Below are 20349 nucleotides of genomic sequence, written 5' to 3'. Positions count from 1 at the left end.
TGACTTTCACTACAACGCAATAGTCTATGTGTAGGCTGCCGCCCCAGGCCCAAACGCCTTGGGTCGGCCGGGAAGATTCGCCCCTGCCGCACCGGATTATTGAGGAGCTCGCATGACCAAACAAAACGCCTTTACTCGGGAAGACCTGCTGCGCTGCAGTCGCGGTGAGCTGTTCGGCCCAGGTAACGCGCAACTGCCCGCCCCGAACATGCTGATGGTGGATCGCATCACCCATATCAGCGAAGAGGGTGGCAAGTACGGCAAAGGTGAATTGGTCGCCGAGCTGGATATCACCCCGGACCTGTGGTTCTTCGCCTGCCACTTTGAAGGTGACCCGGTGATGCCTGGCTGCCTGGGCCTTGACGCCATGTGGCAACTGGTTGGCTTCTTCCTGGGCTGGCAAGGCCTGCCAGGTCGCGGCCGCGCCCTGGGTTCGGGTGAGGTCAAGTTCTTTGGCCAGGTATTGCCGACCGCCAAGAAAGTCACCTACAACATCCACATCAAGCGCGTCCTGAAGGGCAAGCTGAACATGGCCATTGCCGATGGTTCGGTGGCAGTCGATGGCCGCGAGATTTACACCGCCGAAGGCCTTCGGGTCGGCGTATTCACCTCCACTGACAATTTCTAAGGGTTATTCGCATGCGCCGCGTCGTTATCACTGGTCTGGGCATCGTTTCGTGCCTGGGCAATGACAAAGAGACCGTCTCCGCCAACCTGCGTGCAAGCCGCCCGGGCATTCGTTTCAACCCGGAATACAAGGAAATGGGGCTGCGCAGCCAGGTTTCCGGCTCCATTGACCTCAACCTCGAAGAACTGATCGACCGCAAGGTTTACCGCTTCGTCGGCCACGCCGCTGCCTACGCCTACCTGGCGATGCAGGACGCGATCAAGGACTCCGGCCTGTCCGAAGACCAGGTCTCGAACCCGCGTACCGGCCTGATCGCAGGCTCCGGCGGCGCCTCGACCCTGAACCAGATGGAAGCACTGGACATCCTGCGCGAAAAAGGCGTCAAGCGTGTTGGCCCGTACCGCGTAACCCGTACCATGAGCAGCACCGTTTCTGCGTGCCTGGCGACACCATTCAAGATCAAGGGTCTGAACTACTCCATCGCGTCGGCCTGCGCTACCAGCGCACACTGCATCGGCGCTGCCATGGAGCAGATCCAGATGGGCAAGCAGGACGTCGTCTTCGCCGGTGGTGGTGAAGAAGAACACTGGAGCCAGTCGTTCCTGTTCGACGCCATGGGCGCCCTGTCCAGCCAGTACAACGAAACCCCGGAGAAAGCCTCCCGTGCCTACGACGCCAAGCGTGACGGTTTCGTCATCGCCGGTGGTGGCGGCATGGTCGTGGTTGAAGAGCTGGAACACGCTCTGGCCCGTGGCGCAAAAATCTACGCGGAAATCGTTGGCTACGGCGCGACCTCCGATGGTTACGACATGGTTGCGCCAAGTGGTGAAGGCGCCATTCGCTGCATGCAGCAGGCACTGTCCACTGTCGACACCCCGATCGACTACCTGAACACCCACGGCACCTCGACACCTGTTGGCGACGTCGCAGAAATCAAGGGCGTTCGTGCAGTCTTCGGCGACAAGGCACCTGCCATCAGTTCGACCAAGAGCCTGTCGGGTCACTCCCTGGGCGCCGCAGGCGTTCACGAAGCGATCTACTGCATGCTGATGATGGAAGGCAATTTCATGGCCGGTTCCGCCAACATCGACGAACTGGACCCAGAAGTGGCCGACATGCCGATCCTGCGCGAAACCCGCGAAAACGCCAAGATCGACACCGTCATGAGCAACAGCTTCGGCTTTGGTGGCACCAACGCCACCCTGGTGCTCAAGCGCTGGCAAGGCAAGTAAGGCTTAACACCTTACGCAAAACGCCCCGACTGGTTCGGGGCGTTTTTGTTTCTGCTACACCCAAAAGCCATATTGCATCCGTTTTAACGCTGCCAACGGACACGCCTGTAGACACGCTATGCTGCCTAGGCTATCCGACAGCCATGGAGTACACCGTGAGCGCTCCCCTTATCATTCACCCCAAGGCCGAAGACGTCGAAGGCCAGCCCATCTTGCGCCCACTGCCATCGGCCAGGTGCCGCAGCGTCGGGCCGTTCGTGTTTTTCGACCACATGCTCAAGACCGACTACGCTCCCGGTAGCGGCATGAACATACGCCAACACCCGCACATCGGCCTGTCCACCCTCACCTACCTGTTTGAAGGCGAGATTCTGCACAAGGACAGCCTTGGCTCAGAGCAACGGGTCAAACCTGGCGAGGTCAGCTGGATGACGGCAGGCAGCGCCGTAGCCCATATCGAGCGTACGCCTGCGGACCTGCTCGCCAGCGGCTCACGCCTGCACGGCCTGCAAGTCTGGCTGGCCTCACCGAAACATGCCGAACAGGGCCCAGCGCATTACAGCCACTACACCGCCACCAGCCTGCCAACGCATGACACCCTGGGGGTCAGCATCCGCCTGATCGCCGGTAACGGCTTTTGCCTGGAGTCTCCGGTTCCGGTGCTCTCGCCCACCCTCTACGCCGATGTGCGTATGCAGGCGGCGACCACACTGCCCCTGCCGACGGAACATGAGCAACGTGCGGTATACCTGCTTGAAGGCGAAGCGAGCCTGAACGGCGAGCCGATAGAGCCCTGCAGCCTGCTGGTTCTGCCGGAAGGCGAGGAAATGACGCTGTGCGCCGAAGGCGAATGCCATCTGGTGCTGATTGGCGGCGCACCGCTGGATGGGCCGAGACGGATGAACTGGAACTTCGTTGCCAGCGACCCGGCGCTGATCGAGCAGGCCCGAGCACGCTGGGCAGCCGGCGACTGGCCGACCGTACCCGGAGAGCACGAGCGCATTGCGCTGCCGTAAAGCGCGCGCCAAGCCGCAGACTGCTGCCTGGCGCGTTTCCAGCGCTTACGCCTGGAACACCTCGTCGAGCAGGTTATGCATGGCCTGGAACGCCCGCGTGGCGGTCCTGGCGTCATACATCATCATGCCTGGGGTATTCGCTGCCGGATCGGTGAACGAGTGCACCGCTCCACCGTAGCTGAGCAACTGCCAGTCGACCTTTGCCGCATTCATTTCAGCCTCGAATGCCGGCAACTGCTCCCTGGGCACCAACGGATCGTCCGCGCCATGCAAGACCAGCACCGCGCCCTTGATGTTGGCTGCATCAGCCGGGCGCGGAGTGTCCAGTGTGCCATGGAAGGAAATCGCCGCCTTCAGTGGAGCGCCATCACGGGCCAGTTCCAACGCACAGCAACCGCCGAAACAAAAGCCGAACGCCGCCAACTGCCCAGGCAGCAGCGCAGCGCGCGTCTGTTCACGCAACTGCGCCAGCGCCGCCTGCATACGCTTGCGCAGTTCGAGCCGGTCATTTTTCAGCGGCATCATCGCCGCACCGGCCTGCTCGGCATTGCCGGGGCGTACCGCCTGCCCGTACAGGTCAGCAATCAACACCACATAACCGCGCGCCGCAACTGCACGGGCAATAGCTTCAGCGCCAGCCCCGACACCCATCCAGTTCGGGGCCATTATCAACCCCGGTTGTGCGCCACTGCCTGGCGTGTACAGCAAACGGCTCTCATAGGGTTTGCCATCAAGCTGATACACCAGCGATTCGATAACAACTGCGCTCATCACGACCTCCGAAATTGCATAGGGCGCCCATGAAAAAACCCGCCGAAGCGGGTTTTCTCTTACATCGGATTAAGCCGACAGCTCAACCAACAGCTTGTTCAAACGGCGTACATACGCCGCCGGGTCCTTCAAGCTATCACCCGCGGCCAGTGCAGCCTGATCGAAGAGGATATGCGAGAAGTCGGCGAAACGGTCTTCGCTCTGCTCGTTGTCCAGTTTTTCGATCAGCGGATGGCTAGGGTTGAACTCGAAGATCGGCTTGGAGTCCGGAACCTTCTGACCACTGGCCTCGAGGATCTGACGCATCTGCAGGCCCAGGTCCTGCTCACCGATAGCCAGGATGGCCGGCGAGTCGGTCAAACGATGGGAAACCCGTACTTCGCTGACGGCGTCGCCCAGCGCACCTTTCAGGCGCTCGACCAGGCCTTCTTTTTCCTTGGCGATTTCTTCCTGAGCCTTCTTGTCCTCTTCGGAGTCCAGCTTGCCCAGGTCCAGGTCACCGCGCGCAACATCGACAAACTGCTTGCCGTCGAACTCACTGAGGTAGCTCATCAGCCACTCGTCAATACGATCGGTCAGCAGCAGCACTTCGATGCCTTTCTTGCGGAAGACTTCCAGGTGCGGGCTGTTCTTGACCTGCGCGTACGACTCGCCGGTGAGGAAGTAAATCTTGTCCTGACCTTCCTTGGCGCGCGCCAGGTAGTCGGCCAGGGAAACGCTTTGCTCGCCACTGTCGTCCTGGGTGGAAGCGAAACGCAGGAGACCGGCGATTTTTTCCTTGTTGGCGAAGTCTTCAGCCGGGCCTTCTTTCATGACCTGACCGAAATTCTTCCAGAAGCCTTTGTACTGCTCAGGCTCGTTCTTCGCCAGCTTCTCCAGCATATCCAGAACGCGTTTGGTCAGTGCCGACTTCATCGAGTCGATGATCGGGTCCTTCTGCAGGATTTCCCGCGACACGTTCAGCGACAGGTCATTGGAATCGACCACGCCCTTGATGAAGCGCAGGTACAACGGCAGGAAGGACTCCGCCTGGTCCATGATGAACACACGCTGCACATACAGCTTCAGGCCACGCGGTGCTTCACGCTGGTACAGATCGAACGGCGCACGGGCCGGTACGTACAGCAGCGAATTGTACTCAAGCTTGCCCTCGACCTTGTTGTGGCTCCAGGCCAGCGGGTTTTCAAAGTCGTGACCGATGTGCTTGTAAAACTCCTGGTACTCCTCGTCCTTGATTTCAGTACGCGGACGGGTCCACAGGGCGCTGGCACGGTTGACGGTTTCCCATGCTTCGGCCGGCTTTTCCTCACCCTCGGCAACCTCGACCTGCTTGGGCAGCTCGATCGGCAAGGCAATATGGTCGGAGTACTTCTTGATGACGTTGCGCAGGCGCCAGCCATCGGCGAACTCGGTCTCGTCCTTCTTCAGGTGCAGGACGATACGGGTACCACGCTCGGCCTTTTCGACAGTGGCAACTTCGAATTCGCCTTCACCTTTGGAGGACCAGTGAACACCCTCGGCAGCAGACAGGCCGGCACGACGGCTGAACACATCAACCTTGTCGGCGACGATGAATGCGGAGTAGAAGCCCACACCGAACTGACCGATCAGGTGCGAATCTTTCTTCTGGTCACCGGTGAGGTTTTTCATGAAATCGGCGGTGCCAGACTTGGCAATGGTGCCCAGATGCGTGATCACATCCTCGCGGCTCATGCCAATACCGTTGTCCTCGAGGGTAACGGTGCCCGCTTCCTTGTCGAAACTCACACGGATTTTCAGCTCGGCGCCGCCTTCAAGCAGCTCAGGCTTGGACAGGGCTTCGAAACGTAGCTTGTCCACTGCATCGGAGGCGTTGGAAATCAATTCGCGAAGGAAAATTTCCTTGTTCGAATACAGCGAATGGATCATGAGGTGCAACAGCTGCTTCACCTCGGTCTGGAAGCCCAGGGTTTCTTTTTGAGTTTCCACACTCATGGTCTTCAAAACTCCAATCTATTGACAGTGGCCACTGACCAGGCAAGCGCGATAGGCACCCTCGCCTGGCCGTTGCAGCGGGATGAACAACAGATGGGGGCACTGCGCACTATTTCAAGGGCGGCAATAATTCTTCGATCTTGAAATGCGCGCGAGCAGTGGCGATGGGTTCGGCCTGACTGCCCTGCCAAGCGGTAATCGCGACATTGGTCACTCGTCGCCCCTGACGCCAGAGCTGACACTGGGCATAGGTATCACGGAAGTACCCGGCCCGCAGGTAGTCGACCGAGAAGTCGATGATTTTGGGTATGGCCGCGCTTTCACTGAAAATCAGCAGATAGAGGGCGGCCGAAAGCTCCATGAACCCGGCAATCACGCCCCCATGAATGGCGGGCAACAAGGGATTACCGATGTTGTCGGGGTTGGCAGGCAGACGAAACAACAGGTCTTCGCCCTGACGGCTGCACTCGATACCGATCAACCCCGCATAGGGGATCAGATCCAGAAGTGGCGCATAGTTGCCCTCGGCATGGGCCGCGCGCAGTTGCTGATGAACCTCACGCGGAATCACAGTAGACCGTCCTTGAGTTGACTGGCGAACCCCTGCCCGCCCTTGACGCCTTTACCCAGGCGCATAAAGGTACCCACCACCTGCGCAATCGGTCGCTGCGGATCATCCTGGTACGCCATGCCTCGGGTGAAGATCACGTCCCGGGTGACGCGATAGCACTGTGCGTAGCCGTAGATATCCTTCCCCGCTTCCGCGGGATGCATGTAGTCAATACGCAGATCAAGGGTCGGGCACACCTCGAACACCGGCAACACGCACAGCGTGGCCATGCCGCAGGTGGTATCCATCAGGGTGGTCAAGGCGCCGCCATGAATCGCACCGGTCTGTGGATTACCGACAATTTTCTGTGCGTAGGGCAGAACCAGTGTCATACCGTCAGCATCGGCACGCTCGACACGCATGTCCAGCAACTGACAATGACGCAGTGCAGAAAGAAAGCGCTGAGCCTGCGCCATTAATGGTGTCTCACTCATCTTCTTCAGCCCCGTCGTTATCTGCGCCGATGCACAAGCCTAGAAAAAAGTCTATCTGGATCCAACTGTTATATATCTGTATCGTATGCGGAACTTATTCCTCAGCCTTGAACTCAAAGGGTTCAAGTAACTGTATTCCACCAGGAGAAACACCCCATGCGTAAACCTTTTGCTTATGCCCTGATGCTGGCCGCTACCCTGGGTCTGGCTGCTTGTGACAAAGCTGCAGAAACCAAAGCACCAGAAGCACCTAAGGCTGCTGAGCAAGCTGCACAGAAAGTCGAAGAAGCTCAGAATAAAGTGAACGAAGCGGCTAAAGAAACTGTCGAAGCTGCTAAAGAAACCGTCGAAGCTGCCAAAGATCAAGCTGAAGCTGCTGCGCCTGCTGCCCCAGCACCAGAAGCAACGCCAGCCAAGCCTGCTAACTAAGCAGCCGCCTGACAAAAAAACCCGACACTGTCGGGTTTTTTTATGCCTGTCAAAACCTGTGCAACGTCGACCTGAACATCAACAACAATGCACAACACACTAGCGGTTCAAACCAGAGGTTCCTTATTGACCTCAGGCATGGGTGCTTCTGTCGGGGTAAACACCATAACTTCGAGCACATCGGAATGGAATTCCCGACGATAAAGTACCAACACAACACCTGCACTCGTCGCCATGAATAACCAGGGATTGATGAACCAACTGAGCAAGGCCAGGCCAAAGTAGTAAGAGCGCAACCCGAAGTTGAACTGGTTGGCCGCCAGGGAAACAACCCGTGCCGCACGCGAGGCAAACGCTTTACGTTCCTGCTCACTGACATGCCGCTCGCCAATCATCGGCGCAGACCCCACCAATACGGCCGCAAAGTTGTACTGGCGCATGCACCAACTGAAGGTAAAGAAGGCATAGATAAAGACCATTGCCAGGCACAGCAACTTGATCTCGGACATGCTCTGCGACGCTTGCTGCACCAACGGCAAATCAGCCAGCAACGACAACGCCCGGTCCGATGCACCGAGCACCGTCAGGATGCCGGCGAGGATGATCAGCGTACTGGAAGCGAAAAACGAGGCGTTACGCTCCAGGTTACCGATCACACTGGCATCGGCAATCCGGTTGTCGCGCAACAACATGCGGCGCATCCAATCTTCGCGGTACAGGTGCAGAACACTGGCCAGGCACGCCGTGTCACGGCCTTTCCAGGTGGCATAACGGGTGTAGCCACCCCAGCAGACAACGAACCAGCAAACAGCCAGCAGATTAATCAGATTGCTTTGAATGAAGCTCATGGACGGTCCTGATCAAGAGGTTTCGCGCACAGTAAAGTGCGTCGATGGCCTTTCGACGCTTTATCACAAAAAAAGACACGTCACACCCCATAAACGAAAAACCCCACATCTTTATCAGATGTGGGGTTGGGCATCTGCCTAAGCTGACGCACGATGGCTTGTGGCCGGCGTCAACCTTGGGCGAACGCTATCGGCTCAGGCCAGGGCTTCGCGCGGCTTGCCCAGCAGGCGGTCACAGACCACCGCCACGACCAGGGTCGCCACACTCGGCACCAACCAGGCCAGGCCCTGCTCGCTCAGCGGCAGGTTCGCCAGTGACTCCGGCAGCCAGCTTGCCAGCGACGTGCCCTTGATGGCATCGACCAGGCCAAACAGCAGCGATACCAGCATCACGGGTGCCAGAATACGCGCCGACGAATGCCACAGCTCTTTGCAGAAGCTCAGGCCCACCAGCACGATGCACGGCGGGTAGATGGCCGTCAGCAACGGAATCGAGAACAGGATCAACTTGGTCAGCCCCAGGTTCGACACCACCAGCGAGAACACTGCCAGAATGACCACCAGGGTACGATAGGACAGAGGCAGCACCTGGCTGAAGTACTCAGCGCACGCACACGTCAGACCAACCGCAGTCACCAGACAGGCCAGCGCAATCAACACGGCCAGGAACGTGCTACCGAGCGAGCCGAACGTATGCTGCACATAGGCATGCAGTACGGCGGCGCCGTTGGTGGCACCCATGGCGATGTCGTGGCTGCCTGCGCCAAGACGGAACAGGCTGACATACACCAGCGCCAGGCCAACGCCGGCAATCAGGCCAGCGATAATGGCGTAACGGGTAATCAGCTGCGGCGACTCGACACCCCGCGAGCGGATGGCGTTGACGATGACGATACCGAACACCAACGCACCCAGGGTATCCATGGTCAGATAACCATTGATGAAGCCCTGGGAAAACGGTGCGGCCACATAAGCGGGTTGAGCCTCGCCAATCGTGCCGGCAGGCAGCATGAATGCCGCGATGCCAAGCGCTGCCAGGGCGATAATCTTCAGCGGCGCAAGAAAGCGGCCTACGGTGTCCAGCAATTTGCCGGGGTACATCGACACGGCCAGCACGACCAGGAAATACACCAGGCTATACAGGAACAGCGCAACCGGGTTTTCACCCACCAATGGCGCGATACCCACTTCAAACGATACGGTAGCCGTACGTGGGGTCGCGAACAGCGGGCCAACAGCCAGGTAGCAGACCGCCGCCAACAGACCACCTGCGACCTTGCCGATCGGGCTGCTCAGGGCGTCCATACCGCCGCCGACCTTGGCCAGTGCAACCACGGTGATCACCGGCAAACCAACCGCGGTAACCAGGAAACCCAGCGCTGCCATCCAGACATGAGGGCCGGACTGCAAACCAACGATAGGCGGGAAAATAATATTGCCAGCTCCGACGAACAACGCGAACGTCATAAAGCCAAGCGCCAGGATGTCCTGGCCTTTCAACACTTTCATTAAGGAAATACCACACTACTGAAATCGGGATTTAGAGAGGGACTTCCCCTTGGGTGAGGGAAATGCTGTCTGACCGGATTAGCCAGACCCGTTTAGCGTGTCGTTCCCTTTTGAGGAGCGGGCACAAAATGAGTGCATAGGTTAACGAATTTACGCCGGAAACGCACGGCTGCAGGGGCGCCTGTCCGATGTGCGAATGTGCAGGTCGTCTGGAAATGCCGGGATTGATATCCCCCGCCGCTAGCGCATCGCCCAGAACGCACAAAGGCCACCCGAGGGTGGCCTTTGTGGTTGAAGCAGTCAGTCAGCCGAAGCTTACTTGACAGCCCAACCGGTCAGCTCGGCCAGGGCCTTGCCGATGTCCGCCAACGAACGGACAGTTTTCACGCCAGCGTCTTGCAGGGCAGCGAATTTCTCGTCTGCAGTGCCTTTACCGCCGGAGATGATTGCACCAGCATGGCCCATGCGCTTGCCCGGAGGAGCAGTCACACCAGCAATGTAGGAAACCACTGGCTTGGTCACGTGAGCCTTGATGTAGGCAGCAGCTTCTTCTTCAGCGGAACCGCCGATCTCACCGATCATGACGATCGCTTCGGTCTTCGGGTCTTCCTGGAACAGTTTCAGGATGTCGATGAAGTTGGAGCCTGGGATCGGGTCACCACCGATACCAACGCAGGTGGACTGACCGAAACCGGCGTCAGTAGTCTGCTTGACGGCTTCATAGGTCAGGGTGCCGGAACGGGAAACGATACCGACTTTGCCTGGCAAGTGAATGTGACCTGGCATGATGCCGATCTTGCACTCGCCCGGCGTGATAACGCCTGGGCAGTTAGGGCCGATCAGGGTAACACCCAGTTCGTCGCACTTGACCTTCGCGTCCAGCATGTCCAGGGTAGGAATGCCTTCGGTGATGCAGACGATCAGCTTGATACCGCCGAACGCCGCTTCCAGGATCGAGTCCTTGCAGAAAGGCGCTGGAACGTAGATGACCGAAGCGTCGGCGCCAGTGGCAGCAACGGCTTCCTTGACGGTGTTGAACACCGGCAGGTTCAGGTGGGTGGTACCACCCTTGCCTGGGGTCACGCCGCCGACCATCTTGGTGCCGTAGGCGATGGCTTGTTCGGAGTGGAAAGTACCCTGCGAGCCAGTGAAGCCCTGGCAGATGACTTTGGTATCTTTATTGATCAGGACGCTCATTACTTGCCCTCCGCAGCTTTGACAACTTGTTGAGCAGCGTCGGTCAGGCTGGTTGCCGCGATGATGTTCAAACCGCTTTCTGCCAGTACTTTAGCGCCCAGTTCGGCGTTGTTGCCTTCCAGACGAACAACGACCGGCACTTTGACGCCGACTTCTTTCACTGCGCCGATGATGCCTTCGGCAATCATGTCGCAACGAACGATACCGCCGAAGATGTTGACCAATACTGCAGCGACATTGCTGTCGGACAGGATGATCTTGAACGCTTCGGTTACGCGCTCTTTGGTTGCGCCGCCACCTACGTCGAGGAAGTTGGCTGGCTTGCCGCCGTGCAGGTTGACGATGTCCATGGTACCCATGGCCAGGCCAGCACCGTTGACCATGCAGCCGATGTTACCTTCCAGTGCCACGTAGTTCAGTTCGAACTGGGCAGCATGGGCTTCACGCGCGTCGTCTTGCGACGGGTCGTGGAAGGTTTTCAGCTTAGGCTGACGGTACATGGCGTTGGCGTCGATGTTGATCTTGGCATCGAGGCAATGCAGATCGCCGTCGGCCTTGATCACCAGCGGGTTCACTTCCAGCAGTGCCAAGTCATGGTCTTTGAACAGCTTGGCCAGACCGGTGAAAATCTTGGCGAACTGAGCAACCTGCTTGCCTTCCAGACCCAGCTGGAACGCCAGTTCACGACCCTGGAATGGCTGAGCGCCAACCAGTGGATCGATAGTAGCCTTGAGGATTTTCTCAGGGGTATCGTGAGCGATTTTCTCGATGTCCACGCCACCTTCGGTGGACGCCATGAACACGATGCGACGGCTCGAACGATCGACTACAGCGCCCAGGTACAGTTCCTTGGCGATGTCAGTGCAGGATTCGACCAGGATCTTGGTGACTGGTTGACCGTTGGCGTCAGTCTGGTAGGTCACCAGACGCTTGCCCAACCATTGTGCAGCGAACGCTTTTGCGTCTTCTTTGCTGCGAACCAGCTTAACGCCACCCGCTTTACCGCGACCGCCAGCGTGAACCTGGGCTTTTACAACCCATTCGGTACCGCCGATCTTTTCGCAAGCTTCTGCTGCAGCTTCAGGGGTATCGACTGCGAAACCCTTGGAAACTGGCAGGCCGTATTCAGCGAACAGCTGCTTACCCTGATACTCGTGAAGATTCATTCTTTTTACCGTCTTCGTTAGGTACTGCGCTTCGGCGCTGCGCCCTTTCGGGTGCCGCGCCACCTGTGACTGCTTGCCTGGAAAGTTGCCTCACCAGACTCGAGTCCGGCGAACTTTCCGCGGTGAGTCATGCAAGCAAGACTCACGACGGGCCGTCCGCCGTGGTTTCTTATTATTTAACGCTTTTTACGGTTCGCTACGTGGATGGCACCGCCATTCACAGCCAGCGCGGCTTCATGCAGCGCTTCGGACAGGGTCGGATGGGAGAAAACCATCATGCCCAGGTCTTCGGCGCTGGTGCCGAATTCCATCGCGATTGCACCCTGCTGCACCAGTTCGGCGGCGCTTGGGCCAATCACATGTACACCCAGTACGCGGTCGGTCTTGGCGTCGGCAATAACCTTGACGAAACCACCGGTATCGTTGGCAGCCATCGCACGACCACTGGCCGCGAACGGGAAGGTGCCCACGTTAACCTCAACGCCTTCAGCCTTCAAGGCTTGTTCGGTCTTGCCGACCCACGCGATTTCCGGGTGAGTGTAGATAACCGAAGGGATCAGGTCATAGTTCATCTGGGCCTTGTGACCCTTGATGCGCTCGACAACCATGATGCCCTCTTCCGACGCCTTGTGCGCCAGCATCATGCCGCGAACCACGTCACCAATGGCGTAGACGCCCGGTACGCTGGTAGCGCAGTAGTCGTCGACGAAGATGAAACCACGCTCGTCGATGGTCACGCCGCTGTCAGCTGCCAGCAGGTCAGTGGTCACTGGACGACGGCCGACCGCAACGATCAGCTTGTCGAAGGTGATTTTCTGTTCGCCGTTGGCGTCGGTGTAGGTCACTTCGACTTCTTCGCCGTTGACCTTGGAGCCAGTCACACGTGCACCCAGCTTGACGTCCAGACCTTGCTTGGTCAGGGTCTTCAGGGCTTCCTTGGAGACGGCGGTGTCAGCAGCCATCAGGAAAGTGTCCAGCGCTTCCAGAACGGTAACCTGAGCGCCCAGACGCGACCAGACAGAGCCCAGTTCCAGACCGATAACGCCAGCACCGATAACACCCAGACGCTTAGGCACTGCCTGGAATTCCAGGGCGCCAGTGGAGTCGACGATGACTTTCTGATCAACCGGAGCCGGTGGAATGTCGATCGGACGCGAGCCGGAAGCCAGGATCACGTTTTCGGCTTCGATGACTTCAACGGTGCCGTCAGCCTTGGTGACTTCGACTTTCTTGCCAGCCAGCAGTTTGCCGTGGCCCTGGATCGAAGTAACGCCGTTGGCCTTGAACAGGGTAGCAACGCCGCCGGTCAGGTTCTTGACGATGTTCGCCTTGCGGCCAACCATCGCAGGAACGTCCATCTTCACTTCGCCGGTGGTGATACCGTGAACGCCGAAGGCGTCCTTGGCTTCGTGGTATTTCCAGGAGCTGTCCAGCAGCGCCTTGGAAGGAATGCAGCCAACGTTCAGGCAGGTACCGCCCAGGGCCAGCTTGCCTTCGCCGTCGGTGTACTTCTCGATACAGGCAGTCTTCAGACCAAGTTGTGCAGCCTTGATGGCGGCTACATAGCCGCCAGGGCCCGCACCGATAACTACTACGTCGAATTTCTGGGTCATAAAGGATTCCTTTTAGCTACAAGCCACAAGCTTCAGGCTGCAAGAAGGCCCGCTTCCGTAAGGAAGCTGGCCCCTTGCAACGAGCAGCTGTTTTTAGATATCGAGCAGCAGACGAGCCGGATCTTCCAGCAGGTTTTTGATAGTCACCAGGAAGGTCACGGCTTCTTTACCGTCGATCAAACGGTGATCGTAGGACAGCGCCAGGTACATCATCGGACGGATCACGACCTGACCGTTGATTGCCATTGGGCGCTGAATGATGTTGTGCATGCCCAGAATCGCCGCCTGTGGCGGGTTAACGATCGGGGTCGACATCATCGAACCGAATGTACCACCGTTGGTGATCGTGAAGGTACCGCCGGTCATTTCTTCGATCGACAGCTTACCGTCACGGGCTTTCTTGCCGAAAGTGGCGATGCCGCCTTCGATTTCAGCCAGGCTCATCAGTTCGGCGTTACGCAGAACCGGTACCACCAGACCACGGTCGCTGGACACGGCAACACCGATGTCGGCGTAGCCGTGGTAAACGATATCGCTACCGTCGATCGAGGCGTTGACCGCTGGGAAACGCTTCAGCGCTTCGGTAGCAGCCTTGACGAAGAACGACATGAAGCCCAGGCGAACACCGTTGTGGGACTTCTCGAACAGATCCTTGTACTTCGAACGCAGTGCCATGACTTCGGTCATGTCGACTTCGTTGAAGGTGGTCAGCATCGCCATGTTGGACTGAGCTTCAACCAGACGCTCGGCAACCTTGGCACGCAGGCGGGTCATCGGTACGCGCTTCTCGGTGCGGTCACCAGTGGCCATGACCGGTACGGCAGCGGCTGGGGCAGCAGCCTTGGCAGCTGGAGCAGCGGCCGGAGCGGATTTCTTGGCAGCAACGGCAGCTACAACGTCTTCCTTGGTAACGCGACCACCTTTGCCCGTGCCAGCAACGCTGGCCAGGTCGATGCCGTTTTCTTCGGCCAGTTTGCGTGCGGCAGGCGCAGCAATCGGGTCTTCTTCACCAGCTTCGACAGCAGCAGCCTGGGCAGGCGCGGCAGCAGCGGCCGGAGCAGCAGCGGCAGCAGCACCTTCAGTGATGGAACCCAGTACTTCATCGGACAGAACGGTGTCGCCTTCGTTCTTGACGATAGCGCCCAGCACGCCGTCGGCAGTGGCCAGCACTTCCAGAACGACCTTGTCGGTCTCGATGTCAACGATCAGCTCGTCACGCTTGACTGCGTCGCCCGGTTTCTTGTGCCAGGTGGCTACGGTGCCATCGGCAACCGATTCCGGGAAAGTAGGGGCTTTGATCTCGATAGCCATTATCAATGGTTCCTTAAATTCGGTTTCTTGTGCGCGGTGGCATTAAACAGTGAAAGCATCTTGCAGCAGTTTTTCCTGCTGCTCGGCATGCATCGAAGCGTAACCACAGGCAGGTGCTGCCGACGCGTCACGACCAGCGTACTCAAGGACCAGGTCCTTGTTGTGACGGGTCAGGATGCGACGCATGTGGTGCTGGCTGCTGTACCAAGCGCCCTGGTTCATCGGCTCTTCCTGGCACCACACCACATCCTTCAGGTTGGTGTAAGGCGCGAGGATTTCGACCAGATCGTCCTCAGGGAACGGATACAGTTGCTCGATACGCACGATGGCGATGTCTTCACGACCTTCGGCACGACGTTTTTCCAGCAGATCGTAGTAGACCTTGCCGCTGCACAGAACCAGGCGGGTAACCTTTTTCGGATCGAGGGTATCGATTTCCGGGATTACAGTCTGGAACGAGCCTTCGGCCAGTTCTTCCAGCGTCGAGATGGCCAGTTTGTGGCGCAGCAGCGACTTCGGCGTCAGGACGATCAGCGGCTTACGCAGCGGACGAATGACCTGGCGACGCAGCAGGTGGTAGATCTGAGCCGGGGTGGTCGGTACGCAAACCTGAACGTTGTGCTCGGCGCACAGCTGCAGGTAACGCTCCAGACGTGCCGAGGAGTGCTCAGGCCCCTGCCCTTCATAACCGTGAGGCAGCAGCATGGTCAGACCGCACAGACGGCCCCACTTGTGCTCACCGCTGGTGATGAACTGGTCGACAACGACCTGGGCACCATTGGCGAAGTCACCGAACTGGGCTTCCCAGATCACCAGCGCGTTAGGCGTGGTGGTCGAGTAACCGTATTCGAAGGCCAGTACCGCTTCTTCCGAGAGGAAGGAGTCATACAGGTCAAACTTCGGCTGACCGGCATACAGGTTCTGCAGTGGCAGATAGGTGCTGGCGTCCTTCTGGTTGTGCAGCGCCGCATGGCGGTGCGAGAAGGTGCCGCGACCAACGTCCTGACCAGTGATACGCACTGGGTGACCTTCGAACAGCAAGGTCGCGTAGGCCATGGTTTCGGCGTAGCCCCAGTTGATTGGCAAGCCACCGGCCTGCATCTTCTGACGGTCTTCGTAGATCTTCGAAACCTGACGCTGAACCACGAAGCCTTCCGGCAGGTCCAGCAACTTGGCCGACAGCTCCTGCAGGGTCTTCAAGTCAAAGCGAGTGTCGTGACGCGCAGTCCAGGCATGGCCCAGGTACGGACGCCAGTCAACAAACAGTTCCTTGTTCGGCTCTTTGACCAGGCTCTTGACCACATGCAGGCCGTTATCCAGCGCATTGCGGTACTCGTCAACCTTGGCCTGTACGCGCTCGACGTCCAGACGACCGGCCTGAATCAGGCTCTCGGCATACAGCTCGCGCGTAGTGCGTTGCTTGGCGATCTGCTGGTACATCAGCGGCTGAGTGCCGTTTGGTTCGTCAGCTTCGTTGTGACCACGGCGGCGGTAGCAGACCAGGTCGATGACCACGTCACGCTTGAACTGCATACGGTAGTCGACAGCCAGCTGAGTCACGAACAGGACCGCTTCCGGATCGTCACCGTTAACGTGCAGGATCGGCGCCTGAATCATCTTGGCGACGTCGGTGCAGTACTCGGTGGAACGCGAGTCCAGCGGGTTGCTGATGGTGAAACCAACCTGGTTGTTGATCACGATGTGAACAGTACCGCCGGTTTTGAAACCGCGGGTCTGCGACATCTGGAAGGTTTCCATGACCACGCCCTGACCGGCGAATGCCGCGTCACCGTGGATGGAAATTGGCAGAACCTTGTCACCAACGCTGTCGTTACGGCGATCCTGACGGGCGCGTACCGAACCTTCCACTACTGGCGAGACGATTTCCAGGTGGGATGGGTTGAACGCCATGGCCAGGTGAACTTCACCGCCGGCGGTCATTACGTTGGAGGAGAAGCCCTGGTGATACTTAACGTCACCGGAACCCAGTTCGACCTTCTTCTTGCCTTCGAACTCGTCGAACAGGTCGCGCGGGTTTTTACCGAAGGTGTTGACCAGAACGTTCAAGCGGCCACGGTGGGCCATGCCGATCACGACTTCCTTGGTGCCATAGGAACCGGAGCGCTGGATCAGCTCGTCCAGCATCGGAATCAGGCTCTCGCCGCCTTCCAGGCCGAAACGCTTGGTGCCTGGGTACTTGGTGCCCAGGTATTTTTCCAGGCCTTCAGCTGCAGTAACGCGCTCGAGCAGGTGGCTCTGAACGTCTGCAGAAAAAGCTGGGCGACCACGTACGCTCTCCAAACGCTGCTGGAACCAGCTGCGCTGCTCGGAGTCGACGATGTGAGTGAACTCGGCGCCAATGGTGCGGCAATATGTCTGCTGCAAAGCGTCGAAGATTTCGCGTAGGCTCGCTTCCTCTTTGCCGATAAACAGGTCGCCGGCACGGAAAGTGGTATCAAGATCGGCATTGGTCAAGCCGTAATGATTGATCGACAAGTCTACAGGCGCAGGGCGCTGCCACAACCCCAGAGGGTCGAGCTTGGCAGCTTGGTGGCCGCGCATACGGTAGGCTTGGATCAGTCGCAGTACTTCAACCTGCTTCTTCTCGTGCTCGCTGCTCACGCTGCCGGCAGAAACCGGTTGAGCGCGGCGCTGGTTCTTTGCCAGCAGAACGAAATGGTCGCGGATTGTAGAGTGCGATACATCGGTAGCAGTGCTGCCTTCGGCGGGCAACTTCTGAAAGTAAGTGCGCCACTCTTCTGGCACAGCGTTAGGGTCGTGCAGGTAGAGTTCGTAGAGCTCTTCCACATATGCAGCGTTACCACCTGAAAGGTGGGCGCTATCCCACATGCGCTGCATCACGCTTTCTTGCATGCTTGGTCACCCTCGGTTAGGGGACAGATCGGCAAGAGCCACAGAAAGCCTGGAAAAGTCCGAGTACAGCGACCGAACCAAGCCACCGAGGATCCTACAGATTTTCCGGGTACCAGCCCGGAAGCCCCTGCTGGTCTCATATCTTCATAGGTAAAAGCTAGGGCTTTTTGGGCCTTCGCTCGGGTTTCACCTTGGTGCGGGCAATGGCCCGCACCTCGGCGTACTACGGGTACAACATTTTAAAATCAGGTACCGCTTTGCAGCAGCATGTTACGTACGTGACCGATTGCCTTGGTCGGGTTCAGACCTTTCGGGCAAACGTTTACGCAGTTCATGATTCCACGGCAACGGAACACGCTGAACGGGTCATCCAGGGACGCCAGACGCTCTTGGGTCTTGGTGTCACGGCTGTCAGCCAGGAAACGATAGGCTTGCAGCAGTGCAGCTGGACCGAGGAACTTGTCTGGGTTCCACCAGAACGAAGGGCAGGAAGTCGAGCAGCAAGCGCACAGGATGCACTCGTACAGACCGTCCAGCTTCTCACGCTCTTCTGGCGACTGCAGACGCTCGATGGCCGGAGCCGGCGTGTCGTTCTGCAGGTAAGGCTTCACCTTCTCGTACTGCTTGTAGAAGATGCTCATATCGACGACCAGGTCACGAATGACTGGCAGGCCAGGCAGCGGGCGAATCACCAGCTTGTTGCCCTTGACCACCGACGACAGCGGCGTAATGCACGCCAGGCCGTTCTTGCCGTTGATGTTCATGCCGTCGGAGCCACAAACGCCCTCGCGGCAGGAGCGACGATACGAGAAACCTTCGTCCTGTTCCTTGATCAGTGCCAATACGTCCAGCACCATCAGATCCTTGCCACCGGTATCGACCTGGAACACCTGAGTTTTAGGCGCAGAGTCGGTATCAGGGTTGTAACGATAAACTTCGACTTGCAACATGGCGGCCACCCTTAGTAAGTCCGGACTTTAGGCTCGAAAGCAGGCACGGTTTTCGGCGCGAAGTTGACTGCACGCTTCTTGACACTTTTCTCACCCGGGAAGTACAGGGTGTGGCACAGCCAGTTTTCGTCGTCGCGATCTTCGAAGTCTTCACGGGCATGAGCACCGCGAGACTCTTTACGAGTTTCAGCAGCGATAGCGGTCGCTTCGGCAACTTCCAGCAGGTTCTGCAGCTCCAGCGCTTCGATACGCGCGGTGTTGAAGGCCTGGGACTTGTCGTTGATCTTGACGTTAGCGATACGCTCACGCAGATCAGCCAACTGCTTGATACCTTTCTGCATGTATTCGCCAGTACGGAATACACCGAAATAGTTCTGCATGCAGCTTTGCAGCTCGCGACGCAGGGTAGCAACGTCTTCACCGGTGTTGCGCTCATTGAGCTTGCGCAGACGGTTCAGCGCGACGTCGACGTCGGTATCGCTGGCGTCACGGTATTCGATACCGTCGCTCAGGGCTTTTTCCAGGTGCAGGCCAGCAGCGCGACCGAATACCACCAGGTCGAGCAGCGAGTTACCGCCCAGACGGTTTGCACCGTGAACCGATACGCACGCCACTTCACCGACCGCGAACAGGCCCGGGATAATGGTGTCTGCACCGTCAGCGTTCATGGTGATGGCCTGGCCATGAATGTTGGTGGCAACGCCGCCCATCATGTAGTGGCAGGTTGGAACGACCGGCACCGGCGCGACCACTGGGTCAACGTGGGCGAAGGTCTTGGACAGCTCACAGATACCTGGCAGGCGGCTGTGCAGCACTTCCTCACCCAGGTGGTCGAGCTTGAGCATCACGTGGTCGCCATTCGGGCCACAGCCGTTGCCGGCGATGATCTCTTTGACCATGGAACGGGCCACAACGTCACGACCGGCAAGGTCTTTGGCGTTCGGCGCATAACGCTCCATGAAACGCTCGCCGTGCTTGTTGATGAGGTAACCACCTTCACCACGGCAACCTTCAGTAACCAGTACACCAGCGCCGGCAATACCAGTCGGGTGGAACTGCCACATTTCGATGTCTTGCACCGGCACACCGGCACGCAGAGCCATACCAACGCCGTCACCGGTGTTGATCAGGGCGTTGGTGGTCGATGCGTAGATACGACCCGCACCACCAGTGGCCAGTACGGTAGCCTTGGAACGGATGTAAACGGTTTCACCGGTTTCGATGCAGATCGCGATCACACCGACGAACGCGCCGTCCTGGTTCTTGACCAGATCAACGGCATACCACTCGTTCAGGAAGGTGGTGCCTGCCTTCAGGTTGCCCTGATACAGGGTGTGCAGCAGTGCGTGACCGGTACGGTCGGAAGCAGCACAGGTACGTGCAGCCTGACCACCTTTACCGAAGTCCTTGGACTGACCACCGAACGGACGCTGGTAGATACGACCGGTTTCAGTACGGGAGAACGGCAGGCCCATGTGATCCAGCTCGAAGACCGCAGCCGGGCCTTCCTGACACATGTATTCGATAGCGTCCTGGTCACCGATGTAGTCGGAACCCTTGACGGTATCGTACATGTGCCAGCGCCAATCGTCGTTCGGGTCAGCCGAAGCGATTGCACAGGTGATACCACCCTGGGCCGATACAGTGTGCGAGCGGGTCGGGAAGACCTTGGTGATTACAGCAGTCTTGTGACCACCTTGAGCCAGCTGCAGCGCAGCGCGCATGCCGGCACCGCCACCACCAATGATGATGGCGTCGAAAGAAATCGTAGGAATGTTAGCCATGAA

17 protein-coding genes are annotated in these 20349 nt (G+C 58.4%); 4 read left to right on the top strand and 13 right to left on the bottom strand.

The genetic code is table 11. The annotated features are described in order from the left end of the window. The first annotated feature begins 112 nt into the window (after nt 1-112). The 3 genes from fabA (at nt 113) to AB7M23_RS14315 (ending at nt 2876) form a co-directional block, all read left to right on the top strand. Nucleotides 113-628: a 3-hydroxyacyl-[acyl-carrier-protein] dehydratase FabA gene (gene fabA, locus AB7M23_RS14325; protein WP_065759437.1), complete on the top strand. Its 516-nt coding sequence runs from the start codon at nt 113-115 to the stop codon at nt 626-628. Nucleotides 629-639: 11 nt separating this feature from the next. Then, nucleotides 640-1860, top strand: coding sequence for a beta-ketoacyl-ACP synthase I (gene fabB / locus AB7M23_RS14320; protein ID WP_409277801.1), 1221 nt, complete (start codon nt 640-642; stop codon nt 1858-1860). A gap of 155 nt (nt 1861-2015) precedes the next feature. Beyond that, nucleotides 2016-2876: a pirin family protein gene (locus AB7M23_RS14315; RefSeq protein ID WP_454241118.1), complete on the top strand. Its 861-nt coding sequence runs from the start codon at nt 2016-2018 to the stop codon at nt 2874-2876. A gap of 45 nt (nt 2877-2921) precedes the next feature. Here AB7M23_RS14315 and AB7M23_RS14310 read toward each other — a convergent pair whose 3' ends face one another. The 4 genes from AB7M23_RS14310 to AB7M23_RS14295 all read right to left on the bottom strand — a co-directional run bounded on the left by AB7M23_RS14310 (nt 2922) and on the right by AB7M23_RS14295 (nt 6665). Beyond that, nucleotides 2922-3647: a dienelactone hydrolase family protein gene (locus AB7M23_RS14310; RefSeq protein WP_454241117.1), complete on the bottom strand. Its 726-nt coding sequence runs from the start codon at nt 3645-3647 to the stop codon at nt 2922-2924. Nucleotides 3648-3716: 69 nt separating this feature from the next. Then, nucleotides 3717-5621 (bottom strand): molecular chaperone HtpG, encoded by a 1905-nt coding sequence (gene htpG / locus AB7M23_RS14305; protein WP_454241116.1) that lies wholly within the window; start codon nt 5619-5621, stop codon nt 3717-3719. Nucleotides 5622-5730: 109 nt separating this feature from the next. Then, the gene (locus AB7M23_RS14300; protein WP_102052599.1) at nt 5731-6192 is read right to left on the bottom strand and encodes a PaaI family thioesterase; all 462 of its coding nucleotides are present in this window, start codon (nt 6190-6192) and stop codon (nt 5731-5733) included. Beyond that, nucleotides 6189-6665, bottom strand: coding sequence for a PaaI family thioesterase (locus AB7M23_RS14295; protein ID WP_454241115.1), 477 nt, complete (start codon nt 6663-6665; stop codon nt 6189-6191). Before AB7M23_RS14295 ends, AB7M23_RS14300 begins: the two co-directional genes overlap by 4 nt. Nucleotides 6666-6821: 156 nt before the next feature. On the opposite strand from AB7M23_RS14295, the gene AB7M23_RS14290 reads away from it, so the two are divergent. After that, nucleotides 6822-7094 carry a hypothetical protein gene (locus AB7M23_RS14290; RefSeq protein WP_454241114.1) on the top strand — a complete coding sequence of 91 codons (273 nt, stop codon included), beginning with the start codon at nt 6822-6824 and terminating at the stop codon, nt 7092-7094. Between the two features lie 107 nt (nt 7095-7201). On the opposite strand, the gene AB7M23_RS14285 is transcribed toward AB7M23_RS14290, so the two are convergent. From AB7M23_RS14285 to sdhA, 9 genes are all read right to left on the bottom strand, one after another. After that, nucleotides 7202-7942 (bottom strand): DUF599 domain-containing protein, encoded by a 741-nt coding sequence (locus AB7M23_RS14285; RefSeq protein ID WP_099774014.1) that lies wholly within the window; start codon nt 7940-7942, stop codon nt 7202-7204. 195 nt (nt 7943-8137) lie between these two features. After that, nucleotides 8138-9451 (bottom strand): branched-chain amino acid transport system II carrier protein, encoded by a 1314-nt coding sequence (gene brnQ / locus AB7M23_RS14280; protein WP_099774013.1) that lies wholly within the window; start codon nt 9449-9451, stop codon nt 8138-8140. Between the two features lie 315 nt (nt 9452-9766). Beyond that, nucleotides 9767-10648 carry a succinate--CoA ligase subunit alpha gene (gene sucD / locus AB7M23_RS14275; protein ID WP_065759447.1) on the bottom strand — a complete coding sequence of 294 codons (882 nt, stop codon included), beginning with the start codon at nt 10646-10648 and terminating at the stop codon, nt 9767-9769. Beyond that, nucleotides 10648-11814: an ADP-forming succinate--CoA ligase subunit beta gene (sucC, locus tag AB7M23_RS14270; RefSeq protein ID WP_065759448.1), complete on the bottom strand. Its 1167-nt coding sequence runs from the start codon at nt 11812-11814 to the stop codon at nt 10648-10650. Before sucC ends, sucD begins: the two co-directional genes overlap by 1 nt. 176 nt (nt 11815-11990) lie before the next feature. Continuing rightward, nucleotides 11991-13427: a dihydrolipoyl dehydrogenase gene (gene lpdA, locus AB7M23_RS14265; RefSeq protein WP_065759449.1), complete on the bottom strand. Its 1437-nt coding sequence runs from the start codon at nt 13425-13427 to the stop codon at nt 11991-11993. A 93-nt stretch (nt 13428-13520) separates the two neighbouring features. Next, on the bottom strand, nt 13521-14738 hold the full coding sequence (gene odhB, locus AB7M23_RS14260; RefSeq protein ID WP_454241113.1) for a 2-oxoglutarate dehydrogenase complex dihydrolipoyllysine-residue succinyltransferase: 1218 nt from the start codon (nt 14736-14738) through the stop codon (nt 13521-13523). 42 nt (nt 14739-14780) lie between these two features. Then, a complete protein-coding gene (locus AB7M23_RS14255) occupies nt 14781-17612 on the bottom strand; it encodes a 2-oxoglutarate dehydrogenase E1 component (RefSeq protein WP_099774012.1) in 2832 nt (943 codons plus the stop codon). 245 nt (nt 17613-17857) lie between these two features. After that, nucleotides 17858-18562: a succinate dehydrogenase iron-sulfur subunit gene (locus AB7M23_RS14250; RefSeq protein WP_065759452.1), complete on the bottom strand. Its 705-nt coding sequence runs from the start codon at nt 18560-18562 to the stop codon at nt 17858-17860. Between the two features lie 11 nt (nt 18563-18573). Then, nucleotides 18574-20346 carry a succinate dehydrogenase flavoprotein subunit gene (gene sdhA, locus AB7M23_RS14245; RefSeq protein WP_454241112.1) on the bottom strand — a complete coding sequence of 591 codons (1773 nt, stop codon included), beginning with the start codon at nt 20344-20346 and terminating at the stop codon, nt 18574-18576. Nucleotides 20347-20349: the final 3 nt, after the last annotated feature.

This window comes from Pseudomonas sp. HLS-6 TE3448, assembly GCF_053629555.1.
The sequence above is the reverse complement of the archived record's forward strand: the minus strand, read 5'-3'. Positions and strand labels throughout refer to the sequence as shown.

Excerpts from the sequence above, each read along its gene's own strand:
- fabA (WP_065759437.1), top strand. The coding sequence starts at position 113 with ATGACCAAACAAAACGCCTTTACTCGGGAAGACCTGCTGCGCTGCAGT.
- fabB (WP_409277801.1), top strand. The coding sequence starts at position 640 with ATGCGCCGCGTCGTTATCACTGGTCTGGGCATCGTTTCGTGCCTGGGC.
- AB7M23_RS14310 (WP_454241117.1), bottom strand. The coding sequence starts at position 3,647 with ATGAGCGCAGTTGTTATCGAATCGCTGGTGTATCAGCTTGATGGCAAA.
- htpG (WP_454241116.1), bottom strand. The coding sequence starts at position 5,621 with ATGAGTGTGGAAACTCAAAAAGAAACCCTGGGCTTCCAGACCGAGGTG.
- AB7M23_RS14295 (WP_454241115.1), bottom strand. The coding sequence starts at position 6,665 with ATGAGTGAGACACCATTAATGGCGCAGGCTCAGCGCTTTCTTTCTGCA.
- AB7M23_RS14290 (WP_454241114.1), top strand. The coding sequence starts at position 6,822 with ATGCGTAAACCTTTTGCTTATGCCCTGATGCTGGCCGCTACCCTGGGT.
- AB7M23_RS14285 (WP_099774014.1), bottom strand. The coding sequence starts at position 7,942 with ATGAGCTTCATTCAAAGCAATCTGATTAATCTGCTGGCTGTTTGCTGG.
- brnQ (WP_099774013.1), bottom strand. The coding sequence starts at position 9,451 with ATGAAAGTGTTGAAAGGCCAGGACATCCTGGCGCTTGGCTTTATGACG.
- sucD (WP_065759447.1), bottom strand. The coding sequence starts at position 10,648 with ATGAGCGTCCTGATCAATAAAGATACCAAAGTCATCTGCCAGGGCTTC.
- sucC (WP_065759448.1), bottom strand. The coding sequence starts at position 11,814 with ATGAATCTTCACGAGTATCAGGGTAAGCAGCTGTTCGCTGAATACGGC.
- lpdA (WP_065759449.1), bottom strand. The coding sequence starts at position 13,427 with ATGACCCAGAAATTCGACGTAGTAGTTATCGGTGCGGGCCCTGGCGGC.
- odhB (WP_454241113.1), bottom strand. The coding sequence starts at position 14,738 with ATGGCTATCGAGATCAAAGCCCCTACTTTCCCGGAATCGGTTGCCGAT.
- AB7M23_RS14255 (WP_099774012.1), bottom strand. The coding sequence starts at position 17,612 with ATGCAAGAAAGCGTGATGCAGCGCATGTGGGATAGCGCCCACCTTTCA.
- AB7M23_RS14250 (WP_065759452.1), bottom strand. The coding sequence starts at position 18,562 with ATGTTGCAAGTCGAAGTTTATCGTTACAACCCTGATACCGACTCTGCG.
- sdhA (WP_454241112.1), bottom strand. The coding sequence starts at position 20,346 with ATGGCTAACATTCCTACGATTTCTTTCGACGCCATCATCATTGGTGGT.